This window comes from Glycocaulis abyssi (assembly GCF_041429775.1).
Taxonomy (GTDB): Bacteria; Pseudomonadota; Alphaproteobacteria; order Caulobacterales; family Maricaulaceae; genus Glycocaulis; species Glycocaulis abyssi.
The window spans coordinates 1,752,520-1,767,618 of record NZ_CP163421.1 but is presented as its reverse complement, the minus strand read 5'-3'; the positions used below and the strand labels follow the sequence as shown (position 1 = coordinate 1,767,618).

The 15,099-nt window shown below is 64.1% G+C and carries 13 protein-coding genes; 4 read left to right on the top strand and 9 right to left on the bottom strand.

Annotated elements, in window-relative coordinates:
* The first annotated feature begins 290 nt into the window (after window positions 1–290).
* Complete coding sequence (gene fliI / locus AB6B38_RS08650) at window positions 291–1,610, top strand: flagellar protein export ATPase FliI (protein WP_371395084.1); 1,320 nt, start codon at window positions 291–293, stop codon at window positions 1,608–1,610.
* Between the two features lie 3 nt (window positions 1,611–1,613).
* A complete protein-coding gene (locus tag AB6B38_RS08645; protein ID WP_371392455.1) occupies window positions 1,614–2,033 on the top strand; it encodes a flagellar FliJ family protein in 420 nt (139 codons plus the stop codon).
* Between the two features lie 807 nt (window positions 2,034–2,840).
* On the opposite strand, the gene AB6B38_RS08640 is transcribed toward AB6B38_RS08645, so the two are convergent.
* Window positions 2,841–4,958 carry a TonB-dependent receptor domain-containing protein gene (locus AB6B38_RS08640; protein WP_371392454.1) on the bottom strand — a complete coding sequence of 706 codons (2,118 nt, stop codon included), beginning with the start codon at window positions 4,956–4,958 and terminating at the stop codon, window positions 2,841–2,843.
* A 109-nt stretch (window positions 4,959–5,067) separates the two neighbouring features.
* Between AB6B38_RS08640 and AB6B38_RS08635 the strand changes: the two genes are divergently transcribed.
* Both AB6B38_RS08635 and AB6B38_RS08630 read left to right on the top strand, forming a co-directional pair.
* A complete protein-coding gene (locus tag AB6B38_RS08635; protein ID WP_371392453.1) occupies window positions 5,068–6,171 on the top strand; it encodes a DUF6607 family protein in 1,104 nt (367 codons plus the stop codon).
* A gap of 456 nt (window positions 6,172–6,627) precedes the next feature.
* Window positions 6,628–7,101: a hypothetical protein gene (locus AB6B38_RS08630; RefSeq protein ID WP_371392452.1), complete on the top strand. Its 474-nt coding sequence runs from the start codon at window positions 6,628–6,630 to the stop codon at window positions 7,099–7,101.
* Window positions 7,102–7,151: 50 nt separating this feature from the next.
* On the opposite strand, the gene AB6B38_RS08625 is transcribed toward AB6B38_RS08630, so the two are convergent.
* The 8 genes from AB6B38_RS08625 to fliG all read right to left on the bottom strand — a co-directional run bounded on the left by AB6B38_RS08625 (window position 7,152) and on the right by fliG (window position 15,099).
* Window positions 7,152–7,478: a hypothetical protein gene (locus AB6B38_RS08625; protein WP_371392451.1), complete on the bottom strand. Its 327-nt coding sequence runs from the start codon at window positions 7,476–7,478 to the stop codon at window positions 7,152–7,154.
* Between the two features lie 39 nt (window positions 7,479–7,517).
* Window positions 7,518–8,336 (bottom strand): AAA family ATPase, encoded by an 819-nt coding sequence (locus tag AB6B38_RS08620; RefSeq protein ID WP_371392450.1) that lies wholly within the window; start codon window positions 8,334–8,336, stop codon window positions 7,518–7,520.
* A complete protein-coding gene (locus AB6B38_RS08615; RefSeq protein WP_371392449.1) occupies window positions 8,333–9,340 on the bottom strand; it encodes a flagellar biosynthesis-like protein (FlhF) in 1,008 nt (335 codons plus the stop codon). Before AB6B38_RS08615 ends, AB6B38_RS08620 begins: the two co-directional genes overlap by 4 nt.
* A 12-nt stretch (window positions 9,341–9,352) precedes the next feature.
* Window positions 9,353–11,461 (bottom strand): flagellar biosynthesis protein FlhA, encoded by a 2,109-nt coding sequence (flhA, locus tag AB6B38_RS08610; RefSeq protein WP_371392448.1) that lies wholly within the window; start codon window positions 11,459–11,461, stop codon window positions 9,353–9,355.
* A 153-nt stretch (window positions 11,462–11,614) separates the two neighbouring features.
* Window positions 11,615–12,973, bottom strand: coding sequence for a sigma-54-dependent transcriptional regulator (locus AB6B38_RS08605; protein ID WP_371392447.1), 1,359 nt, complete (start codon window positions 12,971–12,973; stop codon window positions 11,615–11,617).
* A 41-nt stretch (window positions 12,974–13,014) separates the two neighbouring features.
* A complete protein-coding gene (fliN, locus tag AB6B38_RS08600; RefSeq protein WP_371392446.1) occupies window positions 13,015–13,386 on the bottom strand; it encodes a flagellar motor switch protein FliN in 372 nt (123 codons plus the stop codon).
* Window positions 13,379–14,053 carry a FliH/SctL family protein gene (locus AB6B38_RS08595; RefSeq protein ID WP_371392445.1) on the bottom strand — a complete coding sequence of 225 codons (675 nt, stop codon included), beginning with the start codon at window positions 14,051–14,053 and terminating at the stop codon, window positions 13,379–13,381. The genes fliN and AB6B38_RS08595 overlap by 8 nt, the downstream gene beginning before the upstream one ends.
* An 11-nt stretch (window positions 14,054–14,064) precedes the next feature.
* On the bottom strand, window positions 14,065–15,099 hold the full coding sequence (gene fliG, locus AB6B38_RS08590; protein ID WP_371392444.1) for a flagellar motor switch protein FliG: 1,035 nt from the start codon (window positions 15,097–15,099) through the stop codon (window positions 14,065–14,067).

Below are 15,099 nucleotides of genomic sequence, written 5' to 3'. Positions count from 1 at the left end.
CCCATGGTTAACGTGCTTCGCAGAATGGCGCGACAATTCCTTCGAGAAAGTTAACAGCGATTTGACTCGACCGGTGGAATCGAGTCCCTCCAGCACTGCGCCTGGTTAACGTATTGATAAAACACGCTGCGGCGTGTGCCGCTACCGCAGAGTTTTTGCTGCAATGGCCTGTGGAGAAAGTATGAGCGAGGCGTTGCACAGTCGTTTACGCCGTTGAAACCGCACGCGCGTTAAAAGCTTGCAAGACCGGTATCAGAACGATGCCGGACAACAGCGAAGCGGGAACCGCCGTGCAAGGTCTGATCGAGCGTATCGAGGAGATCGAGACGCGCACCTTCAAGGGGCGCGTGAAGGCGGTTAACGGCCTTCTGATCGAGGCCGAAGGCCCGCGTGCCGGGCTTACCCTCGGTGCCAGCGCCTATATCGGCGCAGGCGAAAATCCCCAGCGCTGCGAGGTTGTGGGCTTCCGGGGCGATACCGCCCTGATGATGGCCCATGGTGATCTGTCCGGCATTCGCGCCGGTGCGCCTGCCCGGATCGATCCTGAAGGCATGGTGATCCGTCCGCATGCTGCCTGGCTGGGCCGGGTCATCAATGCGTTTGGCGAACCGCGAGACGGCAAGGGCAAGCTGGCCGAAGGCGCTACCGCCTATCCGGTCAAGGGTGCGCCGCCCTGCGCCCACCAGCGCGACGCGCTGGGCCCGCGCCTGGATCTGGGCGTGCGTGCGCTGAACACGTTTGCGCCGATGCGCACCGGCCAGCGCCTTGGTGTGTTTGCCGGGTCGGGCGTCGGCAAGTCTGTCCTGATGAGCATGATTACGCGCGGCACCAGCGCGGACGTGATCGTGATCGGCCTGATTGGCGAGCGGGGCCGCGAAGCGCGCGAGTTTGTCGATGAGGTGCTGGGCGAGGAGGGCCGCGCCCGCGCCGTTGTCATCACCGAAACCTCCGATGCGCCCGCCCTGTCGCGCCGGCAGGCGGCTTATATGACGCTCACTGTCGCGGAGTATTTCCGTGACCAGGGCCTGAACGTGCTGTGCCTGATGGATTCGGTGACGCGCTTTGCGCTCGCCCAGCGCGAGATTGGCCTTGCGGCAGGCGAACCGCCGACCACGCGCGGCTATACCCCGTCCGTCTTTGCCGAGCTGCCGCGTCTTCTGGAGCGGGCAGGGCCGGGCGAGAACGGGTGCGGGTCGATCACCGCGCTGTTCACCGTTCTCGTGGATGGCGATGACCATAACGAACCGATTGCCGACGCCGTGCGCGGCATTCTCGACGGCCACGTCGTGATGACGCGTGCGATTGCCGAGCGCGGCCGCTTCCCGGCCATCGATGTCCTCAAATCCATCTCGCGTACCGCGCCGGAGGTCTATGGGCCCGGCGAGGCTGAGATCATTGTCGAGGCACGGCGCGTGCTTAGCGCCTATGCCGACATGGAAGAACTGATCCGGCTGGGGGCCTATGCCGCCGGGTCCAATACAGAGGTCGACCGCGCGATTGCGCTTAACGGCCCGCTAGAAGCGTTCCTCCGCCAGGGAAAAGACGAAACCTCCTCAATCGAAGAGAGTTTCGCAGCCCTGTCGGAGATTGTGGTGGATGGAAAGGAGTAAACCATGAGCACACGTTCTCATGCCCCGCTGATCCGGCTGGCCCGGTTCAAGGTGGAAGAACTGCAAAAGCAGATGGCCGACATTGATCGCGCCCGCGCGGCCATTGCCGACCAGATCGAGCGTCTCGAAGCCAGCGTTCCGGGCGAACAGGCCGCCGCATCGGAGAGCAAGGAAGGCTATCTGGCCTATGGCTCCTATGCGCGCTCTGTCATTCAGCGCAAGGAAAACCTGCGTGCCTCCGAACGCGAGGTGGAGGTCCAGGCCGGTGAGTTGCGCGAGCGGCTGGAGACGGCGTTCGGCGAGCTGAAAAAGTACGAGCTTCTCGAAGAGCGCCGCGTGGCGCGCATCGAGGATGCGGTACGCGCCGCCGAACAGGCCGAGATGGACGAGATCGCCGGACGCATGCGCCGGGCGGCGCATTAGTTTTAATGATGCTCCGGGGCCTCCGCCCCGTCGCTCCTCGCATTAGCTCGGGCGCGCGTTCGCGCTTGCGGCGGCCATAGGCCGCCGAAAAGGGCGACTGCCCGCCCGGCCTCATGGCCGGAACCGACCCCACGGATGTGGGGGAGGACAGAAAAAAGCTGGGTCTCCCGTCGGTGCGGGAGACTCCGGTCGTGTTGCCATTCTGAAAATCTTGCCAGCTTGACCGATACCCTCTCCACCGGGGTCCCCCGCCCCGACGGGGGACCCATGGACAAGCTCGGTGGCCGGAAAGATGGACCCCGGCTCGGTGGCCGGGGACCCGGTTGAGAGGCATTCGCCAGAAACATCTTAGGTCCCCCGCCCCGCCTGTCCCCGTGAAAACGGGGAACCGGGGACCCAGATTGCTTTTCCGCTATTTTCCCTCGTCATTCCGGGCGAGCTTTGCGAGACCCGGAACCCAGAAAAAAACTCTAGGTTCCAGATAGCCCTTCGGGCTTCTGGAATGACGAAAAGAAGGAGCGGTGAGGGGCGCTGAAGAAACAAAAACCCCCGCACCCTCTGGACAGGTGCGGGGGTCTCATGCGGCCAGTCCCTCAACCGGCCGTGTTGGGTGTGCTTTCAAGTCCTGCCGGACAGACGCGCGACCTTCAACGCCTGAGTGCAAGCACTTCCGATAAACCTATCTGCGTTTCCCCGACGAAAGTCGGGGTCCAGAAGGGCTGGGCACCGGCTTGCGCCGGTGAAACGCAAACTGAAGCGTTCAGTCACTTCCCGGACCAAGACCGGGATAGTGGAGGGAATCGCGCCCTACCAACCCCCGGTCCAGGACAGATCGATGCGGAAGGTGCGGCCCGCTTCGGAGACGCCCGCAAACACGCGCTCGTAGTTTTCGTCGAACACATTCTCCACGCCGGCATTGATGCGTACGCGGCGATCCTCAAAGGGCTGCCAGCTGCCAAACACATCGAGCACCGCAAACCCGTCACGCTCATTGCCAGCACTCGTATTGTCAAAATCACCGGCGAAGCTCAGGCGCGCGCCTATGTCTGCCCGATCAAAGCTCCATGACCCCCGAACATAGCCCTGCACCGGTTGCAGTGAGCCCAGCGGCGCGCCAGTGGTGCGATCCTCGCCATCCACCTCATAGACCGAGCCGGAAAGGGTGAGCGGCCCGTTCTGATAGAGAGCGGCGATCTCGAAGCCCGTCAGCTCGGCATCGGCCACATTGCTGGAAAACGAGGTGCCCGCCGAGCAGGGCGCGAAGAAGGGCGGGGCAAAGCAGGTGGGATCAAGCGCGAAATCCACCGCCAGATTGATGAGGTCATCGGCGCGGGTGCGGAACCATGCGCCTTTCACCTCCAGCCGGTCAGCAGGTGTGAACAGGCCGGTATGGGTATAGCCCGCCCCGATCTCGAAGGTCTCGCTGCTTTCAGGGCGCAAAGCCGGGTTCGGAATGAAGTCATTGGTGATGAAGTTCGGCGCGCCAAGGATGGGGTGAGGCAGGGAGAAGTGCGTGCCATCGAGATAAAGCTCGTTGAGCGAGGGCGCGCGGAAGGCTTCTGACCAGCTGGCGAAGAGGCGCACCGGCTCCACCGGCGCCCAGGTGGCACCGAAGCGGGCCGATACGGCCTCGTCCTCATTGGCGCCGCCGATATCGCTATCGCTTTCAAACCGGTCCCAGCGCACGCCGGGCAGCAGGATGACACGGCCCAAACCGCCGGCGGAAAACTCCGTCTCGCCCTGCACATAGGCGCCGTAGAAAGTGGTGGTGCCGTTCGGCACACCGCCGCGCAGGCCCGATGGGACGTCACTGTCGGTGCCGGTCTGCTCGTCCTCATACCATTCCCCGCCAAAGGTCAGCGCGGCGGGAAGCGTGCCCAGCAGGAACTCGGAACGGTTTTCGGCGCGGATGCCATTCGTGGTGAGATCACGCGTGATGAAGCGGCCGGTGAGCGGGTCACGCTCATCCACCCCGCCCTCGGTGCGGTAGAGCGTCATCTCCAGCCCGATCAGCGACTGGGCTTCAGGCGCAAAGCGCAGGCCCACACGATACGTGTCAGCGCTGACATCTTTCTCCATCAGCGGATTGCCGCTGGTCACCTCTTGCGCGCCCTGGCCGTTATTGGGCTCGCGCGCCTCATTGCGGAAGGAGAGGATGCCGCCAGAAAGCGTCAGGCCGGGGCTGACGCGCCATTCGCCATTGGCCAGAAGGGAGATCACTTCGTCATCAGCCGGCAGATCATTGCCGGAGCCCAGCGCAATATCGCCGGAGGAGCGCGCCGACAGGGCAACCAGGCCGGAGACCGCATCATTGCGTCCGAACACAGCCGCAGAGCCGCGCGTTTCCTCATTGCCGGAGCGGTAGCCGATGGAGGCGCGCGCGCCGCGCGTCTCGCCGGCCTGCAGGAAGGTGTCGGCATTGGCGGTTTCAAACGCGATCACGCCGCCCGAAGCGCCCGAACCATAAAGCGAGGAGGCTGCGCCGCGTACTGTCTCCACACGGCCCAGAAGGCCCGGATCGATGAACATCACCCCGTCATGGGCGGAGGAGAAATTCTGCCGCGCGCCATCGACCAGAAGCGCAATGTTTTCGCGGCCAAACCCGCGCAGAGACAGCGTCTGGCCCGTCCGGCGCGGACCGCCTGCGACTTCAAGCCCCGGCGTATCGCGCAGAAGGTCGTTCAGGTCTGAAGGGCGCTCGGATTCCAGCCAGTCCAGATCAATCACCGATGCCATGCCGGGATAATCAAAATTGGGCAGGCGGGTGCGCGTGGCGGTGACGATGATCGTCTCGCTCGCCTCGTTCACCTGCGCGGTGTCGGAATCATTGGCGAACGCAGCAGCGGGCAGCAGGGCCAGAGCGGCAGCGCTGGCCAGCAGGCTCGCGCGGGCGGAAAGGGAAAGGGTGTGGATTGGGGAGGACATGATGCAGCTTCCTTATTGCGAATAAGTCTCAATTGCGGCATCTATGTCGAGGCAATCTTAGGAATGCAAGTCAGAATCGTTTGCAAAACTGCAATTGAGGGAGTAGGCCATGCGCAAGGGACACAATTACGCGTCCCTGAGGCAGGCAGAGATCGCTGCAGCCCTTGCGGGGCTGAGCAACGCAACAGATGGAGATGTGACGGTGAAACGAGTGGTAACAGGGCTGACGGGCAGTTTTCTGGCGCTGGCCATGCTGGCCGGACCGGCCGCCGCGCTGGGTGGGACGGTAGCGGAAAGCGTGCAGACGCAAGGCGAGGCCGGTGTTCCGGCTGAAGCCGACCGTCAGGCCATTCTGGCGATGCAGGGCGAATACGCCGTCACCTTCGCCTTCAATGAATATCTGCCGATTGCCGAAGGCTATGAGCTGCGCCCGTCTACCGAGACACCGGCGCGCGAAGTGGTGATCGTGATCGCCGACGAGCCGGGCTTCATCTCGCTGCAACACCTCCTGCTGGTGGGCGACCGTGAAGACCCGACGGTCATCAAGCACTGGCGTCAGGACTGGCAGTATCAGCCCTCCCGCCTGATGGCCTATCGCGGCTTCAACAGCTGGGAGATGGAAGCGGTCAGCGCGGAGGATGCGCGGGGCGCATGGTCGCAGACCGTCTATCAGGTGGACGATTCCCCGCGCTATGCCGGGCTTGCCCGCTGGGAGCACGGTGTGGGCGCGTCCACCTGGACGCCGGCTGTTTCATGGCGTCCGCTGCCGCGCCGCGATGCCACCACGCGCGATGATTATGACACGATCGCAGCCGTAAACCGCCACACCATCACCGCCTGGGGCTGGACCCATGAGCAGGACAATTCAAAGCTGGTCCTGCGTGACGGCGAGCCTCGCGAGCTGGTGCGCGAGCACGGCATCAACACCTATCGCCGTACCGAGCTCAGCGGCGTGGAAAACGCCCACCGCTACTGGGCCGCTACCGCCGATTACTGGGCGGAGGTGCGCGCCGCGTGGGACGAGATCATGCTGGCTGATGTCTTCACCGCCGACGACGACGCCGAAGGCACGCTGCTCTATGGCCCGGTCCTCTCTGAAGGTCAGGCCGTGTTCATGGGCGCGCGCGAGACCGAAGAAGCCTTTGCCAATGCCGCCGCGATCATCGAGACGCGGGTGACGGCCAACGGACAGCCGGCCGATATCCTCCCCTGAAGGGATTGTCCCTTTACATCGGACGGTTAGATGCTGCGGCGCGCGTTTGCCCTGACGCGCGCCGCAGTTTCTTGGGGGGTAGAAGTGGTCAGGGTGCCGGTGTCTCCCCCCGTTTACGGGGGGAGTGCCCCCGAAGGGGGCGAGGGGGACGGTCAGACCCTGCACGAAATTGAATGTGGACCCCGGCTCGGGGGCCGGGGCCCCGGATTGTGGTGCCGGTATCCATTGCCTTGCCAGTTTAACACTGACCTCTCCACAGGGGTCCCGGGCTTGACCCGGGATCCATGACCCGGAGAGGGGCAACCGCGTCCCGACCTTTCCCAAACACGGCATTCTTAAACTTATCCACCCCGGTCTCTGACGGGTGTAGTATGTGTCTGACCGGGCAATGTGATGACCGGCGGGAGATGAGGGCGAATATGGCCCAACCACTCTCCCAAGATGCAGGGGACAAGTTTGACGACCGATTGGTATCAGGCACCCCAACGCGGCTGGCGAGATTACGGGCAGGGAGAGCGGCGCATGCATAAATTTGGAGTGAAAACGCCGGTTATAGCGCTCGTTACTTTATTGTTTCTCTTCACCGGTTGCTCCGAGGACGATGATTTCATTCACCTTTCAGTTGAAAGCCAACGATCCCTGATTGAAGGCAGTTCGTTAAATGAGCGAACAATGTATGTTTTTATTGGGTGTTTGGCGCGAAATCAGAGTGGTTATGAGTTTTCTGACGAACGCGGACCGCTCTTTTCGGTAATTCTTAATGAAGAGCTCGCAGCATTCAACTCGTGTGTTGACCGGATTATTGTAGAAAGTTGTGACGTTTATCTAACGGCCCTGTATTCGCCTGGAGGTGTCGTGGATTCTGTTTGGCGTGTAGAGCCGCGCAATGGGGAATATCATTTGTGCGAGGGTCCGCTTCCTTCGCGCTAGTCACCAAGCGTGCTTGACTAAGCTGAATCGCGTCGCGCCCTGTGACCCCCCTACCGCCCCCCATATCGCTTCTTCACCCAGAACAGGGCGGCGATGACGGCGAGATAGAGGAAGGGGCGGGCCATGGCGCTGATCGCGCCTGCGTCGAGCCGCGTCATGGCGAGTTCCATGGCGAAATTGACCGGCACGCCGTCGGCTGCGCCCAGCTCCAGCAGGTAGCGCGCTACGCAGTCAGCCGCGAAGGCAAAGAGCGTCGCGGCGTAAAGCTGGCTCCAGCGGCGCATGACGAGCGCGGCCACGATTGAAACCAGCGTTAACAGGATCAGCGTTGCAGGTGTGAACCCGGCGATGAGCCGGGTGGCGAATTCTTCGATCATGGTTCCCCCCGGTTTTCAAACCGGCCCCCACCGGAAAGCTCAAGCGTAAGCGCTCTCGGCCCCCGCAGCAAGAAGTCCGGCAATGGCCTCAATATCCTGAATGGCAGGCGTGCCGGGGGCGAGGGTTTTGAGCGCCGTCTGCGCGCGGATGGCTTTGGGCACATTGCTGTCCCGGCGGATAATGCCGGCCAGCGGCGGGCGGAAGCCGAGGAAGCTCTCGCAGGTGCGCGCGAACGAGGCATAGGCCATCTCCGCGCTCGCCTTGTCGGGCGCATTATTGATGATGATGAAGGGGGCCGCCCCCTCATCCCTCAGCCGCAGGAGCTTCACAAACGCATAGGCATCGGTGAGCGAGGTCGGCTCATCGGACATGACCAGCACCACGTCATCTGCTGCCGCCGCAAGGCGGATCGTCGCGCGGTCGGCCCCGGCGGCCAGATCGATCAGCGTGCGGTCATAGGTCATGGAGGCCGCCGCAATTCCCGCGGCAAGGCGCGCCGCGCCTGCACTGTCGAGCCCCGCCAGCGCGGCTGAGCCGGAACGCCCGGCGATGACGTCAAACCCGCCGGTCATGTCGGCTCCACCCGCGACGCAGGAGACGGCCTCGGCCAGCGAAATCTGACCGGACATGACGCCGGAGAGATCCCCGCGCGGATCCAGGCCCAGCTGCACATCGATATTGGCCATGCCCAGATCACCATCGACCAGCAGGGTGCGTTCCTGGCGGGCGGCAAAGGCGCTGGCGAGCGCGCCTGCGACGACCGTCTTGCCGACCCCGCCCTTGCCGGAGGCTATGGCCAGAAGCGAGCCGGCTTTACGCGGCTGGTCGTCTGCGCTGGTGCTGAAATACTGCTTCATGGTGCGGCCTCCTCAGGCCCGTCTTCGCCAGAATCGTCATGCGGGTCTTCAAGCAGCGCGCGCGCCAGCCGCAAGGGCGTCGCGGGGGCCAGGCCCGACCCGATAAAGGGCGAGGCGGCGATATGGGCGTAGGAAAGCCCCGCCTCTCCGGCCGCCAGCAGCGCGCCCATGCGCCGTGCAATATCGAGCCGGGTGAAGATCACGCGCGCCGCCCCGATGGAGGTGAAAAGCGCGGCGGCGTCTTCGGCGTCGGCGGGTATCTGGCCCGCTTCCATGACCGCGATGATCTCGGCATCGGCGGTGGCGGCGAGATAAGTGAGGCTTTCCAGCGCATCCAGCTCGAACGGGTTCACCCCGCCGGTATCGATGAAGACCGGGCGGCCATTGGCACCGTCCAGAACCAGATCCAGCTCGCGTGCGCCGGGCGCGGCCTCGAAATCAAGCTGCAGCGCCTTGGCATAGGTCTGCATCTGGGCGGCTGCGCCTGCGCGCTGATCGCAAGAGACCAGTAGCGGGGTCATTCCTTGCGAGACCGCGCGCGCGGCAAGGCGCGCCATGACGGAGGATTTGCCAGCGCCCGGCGCACCGGCAAAGAGGATGGGCCGTGCGGGCATGATCTCGACCGGATGCACCGCGTAGCGCGCATCCAGCGCATGGGCGAGGGTGGCGGTCGGCTCGGCATCTTCCAGGCTGATCGCCGCGTCCATGATGGCCTCGGCGGCGCTGTCGGGCACATCATGCCAGGCGAGCGCGCGGGCGATACGGGTCAGCCCGTCTGCATTATCGCCGCGCCCGCGCGTGCGCTCGGCCTCGCGGCGCTTGGCGGCGAGCTTTGGCGAGTCCTTGGAGGGCTGCACCGCACCTTCCTCGGCGGCCGCGCGTATGCTCACCCCGCCATCGGCGCGTTCCTGCGTGGCGACGATGATGGCGTCCGGCCCCAGCTCCCGGCGCACCTGCGCCATGGCCTCGCTGATCGATGCGGCAGTGAAGGTGCGAAGGCGCATGATGCTGCCTTTCTAGACCGCGCCGACGGTTTTCAGCCGCGCGCTGGGGTGAATCTCGTTCTGGCTCATTACCACTGTAGACGGGCGGAAGCGCTCGGTCAGCGAGCGCACATAGGGGCGGATGGCGGGGCTGGTCAGCAATACCGGCACATCGCCTGATGCGCCCGCCCGGTCGAACGCATCGCGCACAGCGGCCACGAAATCACGCAGGCGCGTCGGGGCAAGGGCGAGCTGGCGGCGTTCGCCATCGCCGATCATCGCCTCGGCAAATGCCTGCTCCCATTGCGGGGAGAGGCTCAGCACAGGCAGCGCGCCATCCGGGCCGCGATTGGCAAAGCAGAGCTGGCGGGCCAGGCGCGTGCGTACATGCTCGGTGATCGCATCAAGGTTCTGCGTCGCGCCGGAGGCTTCTGCGATACCCTCGATAATCCCCGCCAGATCGCGGATCGAGACACGCTCGCGCAGCAGGTTCTGCAGCACACGCTGAATGCCTGCGCGGGTGATCTGGGACGGCGTAATGTCGTCGACCAGCTTCTTGTGCTCCTTGGACAGGCCGTCGATCAGCTTCTCCACTTCGGAGTAGGAGAGCAGATCGGCCAGGTGCTCGCGCAGCAATTCGGTCAGGTGCGTGACGAGCACCGCCGCCGGATCGACAATGGTATAGCCGCGGAAAGTGGCTTCCTCGCGGCCCTCTTCCTCGATCCAGGTGGCGGGCAGGCCGAAGGCCGGTTCCTTCACATGGGCGCCGGGCATGGAGACCTGCTGGCCGGACGGGTCCATGACCAGCAGATGGCGCATTTTCAGCTGGCCTGCGCCTGCCTCCATCTCCTTGATGCGGATCACATAGTCTTCCGCCGTCAGCTGCATATTGTCGATGATGCGCACGCTGGGCAGGATGAAGCCGGTATCCTGCGCCAGATTGCGGCGCAGCGCCTTGATCTGGTCGGTCAGGCGGCGCCCCTCGACATCATTGATGAGCGGCAGGAGCGCATAGCCCAGCTCGATCTTCAGCTCGTCGATATGCAGGGAGTCCTCGATCGGCGCTTCGGTCTGCTGCTGCGCCTCGGCGGCCTCGGTCTGGATGGCCGTGGCCTCACGCTCGGCGGTCTGTATCTTTCGCCGGTTCATTATGAAGGCTGTGGTCCCCGCCGCTGCTGCCAGCGCCGCAAACGGGAAAAGCGGCATGCCGGGCAGAAGCCCGATGGAAATCGCCGCTGCCGACACCATCGCCATGCCGGTCGGGTTGGCGGCGAGTTGGCCGAACACAGCCTTGTCCGCCTCGCCATCAACGCCCGCCTTGGAGACCAGAAGACCGGCCGCCAGCGAGACGATCAGGGCGGGTATCTGCGAGACCAGACCATCGCCGATGGTCAGCGTGGAATAGGTCGAGGCCGCATCGCCAAACGCCATGTCGGACTGGGCCACGCCGATAATCATGCCGCCGATCAGGTTGATCGAGGTGATGAGGATGCCTGCCACCGCATCGCCACGCACGAACTTTGAGGCACCGTCCATGGCCCCGAAGAAGTTGGACTTGTCCTCCAGCTCCTTGCGGCGCGTGCGGGCCTCGTCCTCGGATATCAGGCCGGCAGAAAGATCGGCGTCAATCGCCATCTGCTTGCCGGGCATGGCATCAAGGGTGAAGCGCGCGGCGACCTCGGCGATCCGGCCCGAACCCTTGGTGATGACCACGAAGTTCACGATCACCAGGATGATGAAAACGATGATGCCGATGACGAAATTGCCCTGCATCACAAAGGCGCCAAAAGCCTGGATAATGTCACCGGCAGCCGCCGTGCCCTGATGGCCCTCCGACAGGATGAGGCGCGTGGACGCGACGTTCAGCCCTAATCGCAGCATGGTCGCGATCAGCAGAATGGCCGGGAAGGCGGTAAATTCCAGCGGCGTGCGGATGAACAGCGCCGTCATCAGGATCAGCACCGAAAAGCAGATCGAGATCGCCAGCGAAATGTCCAGCAGCGCGCGCGGCATGGGCAGGATGAGCATGACGAGGATCGCCAGCACGCCCACCGCCATGGCGACATCACCACGCGCAAAACGCTGGCCGATTTTCTGCCAGTCGAGGCCCGTAGAGGCGCCGGATGCGGGTGTGTCAGCCAAGGGAGTTTCTGTCCTTCTTCCATTCCTGTCTCCCCCCGTTCACGGGGGGAGTGGCCCGGAGGGCCGAGGGGGGGATTGCACGAAACAAGCTCCCCCCTCCGTCAGCTTCGCTGACACCTCCCCCGCAGGCGGGGGAGGACATCAACCTTCGTCTTACGCCGCCCCGGCGCGGCTCTCACCGGGTCCGGGCACGTGAATGCCCTGATCGGTGTAGAGTTTGAGCTTGTTGCGCAGCGTGCGGATCGAGATGCCCAGAATGTTGGCGGCATGGGTGCGGTTGCCAAAGCAATGATCCAGCGTGTCCAGGATCAGGTCCTGTTCAACTTCCGCCACCGTGCGCCCGACCATGTGGTGGGCCGCATCGGCCGCTTCAGCCGCCTGCCGGGCCACCCCGCCGCTGGAATGGAAGGCAGAGCCGTCCGGCGCGCGGATGGCATCAGGTCCGATCTCGGTGCCTGAGGCCAGCAGCACGGCGCGGTGCATGGCGTTTTCCAGCTCGCGTACATTCCCCGTCCAGCTGCGCGTGGTGATCTGCAGCCTGGCCGCCTCGTTGAGCGTGCGGTGCGGCAGGCCGTTGGCGGCGGCGTATTTCTTCAGGAAATGCTCGGCCAGCGCCAGCGCGTCCTCCGGGCGTTCGCGCAAGGGCGGAATGGCAAGGTTCACCACATTCAGCCGGAACAGCAGGTCTTCGCGGAAAATACCGTCGCGCACGGCCTTTTGCAGGTCGCGGTTGGAGGTGGCGATAACGCGGATATTGACCTTTACAGGGCCAGAGCCGCCCACCCGGTCAATCTCGCGCTCCTGCAGGGCGCGCAGGAGCTTGGCCTGCAGGCGGGCATCCATTTCGGAGATTTCGTCAAGCAGCAGCGTGCCGCCATCAGCCTCTTCAAACTTGCCGACCCGGCGCGCCACAGCGCCGGTAAACGCGCCCTTCTCGTGACCGAAGAGTTCCGATTCCAACAGGTTTTCAGGGATGGCCGCGCAATTGACCGAGACGAAGGGCTTGGCCGCGCGCTTTGACTTGCGGTGAAGGAAGCGCGCCATCACCTCCTTGCCGACGCCGCTCTCCCCGGTGATGAGCACCGAGGCATCGGACGCCGCAATCCGGTTGGCCAGTTCGACGACCGCCAGCATGGATTTATCGCGCGCCACCATGGGGCGCTCATCATCACTGACCGCTTCCAGCACGGCGGCCATCAGCTCGGCATCGGCGGGCAGCGGAATGAATTCCTTGGCCCCGGCGCGTATGGCCGCAGCGGCGGCTTCGGGACGCACATTCACCCCGCAGGCGACGACCGGCACGGTGATGCGCTCCGCCTCGTTGGCGGCAATGAAGGCGCCGATGTCCAGGCCGACATCGACCATCACCAGATCGGCCCCGCGCCCGGCGCGAAGATAGGCCGTTGCCTGGGCTGGCGTATCGACCTGGGAGACTTTCGCGCCCCGGTCCATGGCCATCTTGGTGGCGGTTCCTGATTGCCCTGCGAGCGAGCCGACTATGAGTACACGCATGGCTCAGTTTCTCCTTGCAGCGGGGATGGGGGTGGCGGAGGTCATGCGGAGTCCCCGTCCTTGATGATTTCGGTCATGGTCACGCCCAGCCGGTCATCGACGACGACGACCTCACCGCGCGCCACGAGGCGGTTATTCACATAGATATCGATGGCCTCGCCGACCTTGCGGTCCAGCTCCAGCACCGAGCCGGAGGTGAGCTTCAATAGCGAGTTCACATCGATATGAGTCTTGCCGAGCACGGCAGAGATATTGACCGGCACGTCATAGACAGGCGCGAGATCAACGGCGGTGCGGATGGCCTCATCGACCAGTGACTGGGATGGCAGATCAGCGGAGGCCGTTTCCTCCGGCGCGGCCTCGCCGCCGCCATTATTGAGATCGGGCAGGTCCAGATCGGTTGTATCAGCCATGGTTGAGCTCCTTGAGCGGCTCGGCTTCGTCTGAGTTTTGTGTTTCGCTTACGCCATCGCGCGGCGTGGCCAGCCAGCGTTCAACCAGCTCGGCTATGCGCGCTTCAATGTCTGTTGCGGTGCGTTCAATGGAGCCTGAGCGCCATTCCAGCACACAGTCTCCGGTGGCCACTTCCTCGTCGGCGCGCACGATGACGGCGCCTTCAAGACCGAGGCGCTCTGCTTCGGCCTGCAGACGTTCGGCGATGGTGTCGGCCAGATCGGGCGTCACGCGCACCGCAATGCGCGGCTCAGCCCTGAGATCGTCCATGATCGAGCGGGCGCACTCCAGGACCGTGTCCTCGCCATGGGCGGCCAGCGCCGCGCCGGCGATCTGGCGGGCAGCAGCCACGGCCAGGCGGGCTGCATCCGCTCTCATCGCTTCAGATTCCGCTTCCATGCGCGCCAGAATGGCCTGTATCCGCCCGGCCAGGACTTTCAGCGCCTCGGCGGCGATGCGCGCGGCCTCGGCATTGTCCGCTTTGAGCGCCTCGGCGGCGGCGGCGTCGGCCTTTTCCTGCGCTTCCGACAGGGTGAGCATGCGTTTGACGCGCTCACCATCGCGCAGCACCGTGCCATCCGATGCGAAGACACGGTCAAAGCCGAAAGGTGTGTGGCGCGTGTTCAAAACATGCCTTCCTAGTAAATCAGCTCATCATCACCGCCGCCTTCGGCGATGAGTATTTCGCCCTTGGCGGCGAGGTCCTTGGCGGTGTTGACCATGGCCTGCTGGGCCTGATCGACATCTTTCAGGCGTACCGGCCCCATGGTCTGCATGTCCTCGCGCAGGATTTTCGCGGCGCGCTCGGACATGTTGGAGAAGAACAGGTCGCGCAGCGTGTCCGAGGCGCCTTTGAGCGCCAGGGCCAGCTGGTCCTTGTTGACGGCGCGCAGCAGCGTCTGGATGCCTTGCGGGTCCAGCTTGCCCAGATCCTCGAAGACAAACATGAGCGAGCGGATTTTCTCCGCGCTGTCGCGGTTGCGTTCTTCAAGCGCGGCCAGGAAGCGGTTCTCGGTCTGCCGGTCGAAATTGTTGAAGATGTCAGCCATCATTTCGTGGCTGTCCTGCTTGGAGGTGCGCGCCAGATTGCTCATGAATTCGGTGCGCAGGGTCTGCTCGATCTTGTCGAGAATCTCGCGCTGCACCGGCTCCATGCGCAGCATGCGCTGCACCACTTCCAGCGCGAAATCCTCCGGCAGGGCGGACAGCACGCGCGCGGCATGCTCGGCGCGCACCTTGGACAGGACTACCGCGACAGTCTGCGGGTATTCGTTCTTGAGATAGTTGGCCAGAACCATCTCGTTCACATTGCCCAGCTTGTCCCACATGGTGCGCCCGGCCGGGCCGCGCAGCTCTTCCATGATGGCTTCGACGCGCTCTTCGGGCAGGAAGCTGGAAAGCAGGCGCTGGGTGCGCTCCACCGAGCCGGAAATCGATCCGGTTGTCGACATCGAGCCGACAAAATCGACGATCAGCTTTTCCACCGCCTGCGAGGAGACATTGCCGAGCGACGCCATGGCCTGGGAGACGATGCGGATTTCCTCCTCATCCATCATCTCCCACAGGGCGGCCTGCTCCTCGCCCAGCGCCATCAGGATGACGGCCGCCTTTTCAGGCCCTTCCAGGGAGGAAGGGTCGTCGATCAGCTTTCGTTTTGCAGCGGCTGCAATCAT

Bases quoted from the DNA above. Each gene is read 5' to 3' on its own strand.
- AB6B38_RS08645 (WP_371392455.1), top strand. From the start codon at position 1,614: ATGAGCACACGTTCTCATGCCCCGCTGATCCGGCTGGCCCGGTTCAAG.
- AB6B38_RS08640 (WP_371392454.1), bottom strand. From the start codon at position 4,958: ATGTCCTCCCCAATCCACACCCTTTCCCTTTCCGCCCGCGCGAGCCTG.
- AB6B38_RS08635 (WP_371392453.1), top strand. From the start codon at position 5,068: ATGCGCAAGGGACACAATTACGCGTCCCTGAGGCAGGCAGAGATCGCT.
- AB6B38_RS08625 (WP_371392451.1), bottom strand. From the start codon at position 7,478: ATGATCGAAGAATTCGCCACCCGGCTCATCGCCGGGTTCACACCTGCA.
- AB6B38_RS08620 (WP_371392450.1), bottom strand. From the start codon at position 8,336: ATGAAGCAGTATTTCAGCACCAGCGCAGACGACCAGCCGCGTAAAGCC.
- AB6B38_RS08615 (WP_371392449.1), bottom strand. From the start codon at position 9,340: ATGCGCCTTCGCACCTTCACTGCCGCATCGATCAGCGAGGCCATGGCG.
- AB6B38_RS08605 (WP_371392447.1), bottom strand. From the start codon at position 12,973: ATGCGTGTACTCATAGTCGGCTCGCTCGCAGGGCAATCAGGAACCGCC.
- fliN (WP_371392446.1), bottom strand. From the start codon at position 13,386: ATGGCTGATACAACCGATCTGGACCTGCCCGATCTCAATAATGGCGGC.
- fliG (WP_371392444.1), bottom strand. From the start codon at position 15,099: ATGATTGCAGCCGCTGCAAAACGAAAGCTGATCGACGACCCTTCCTCC.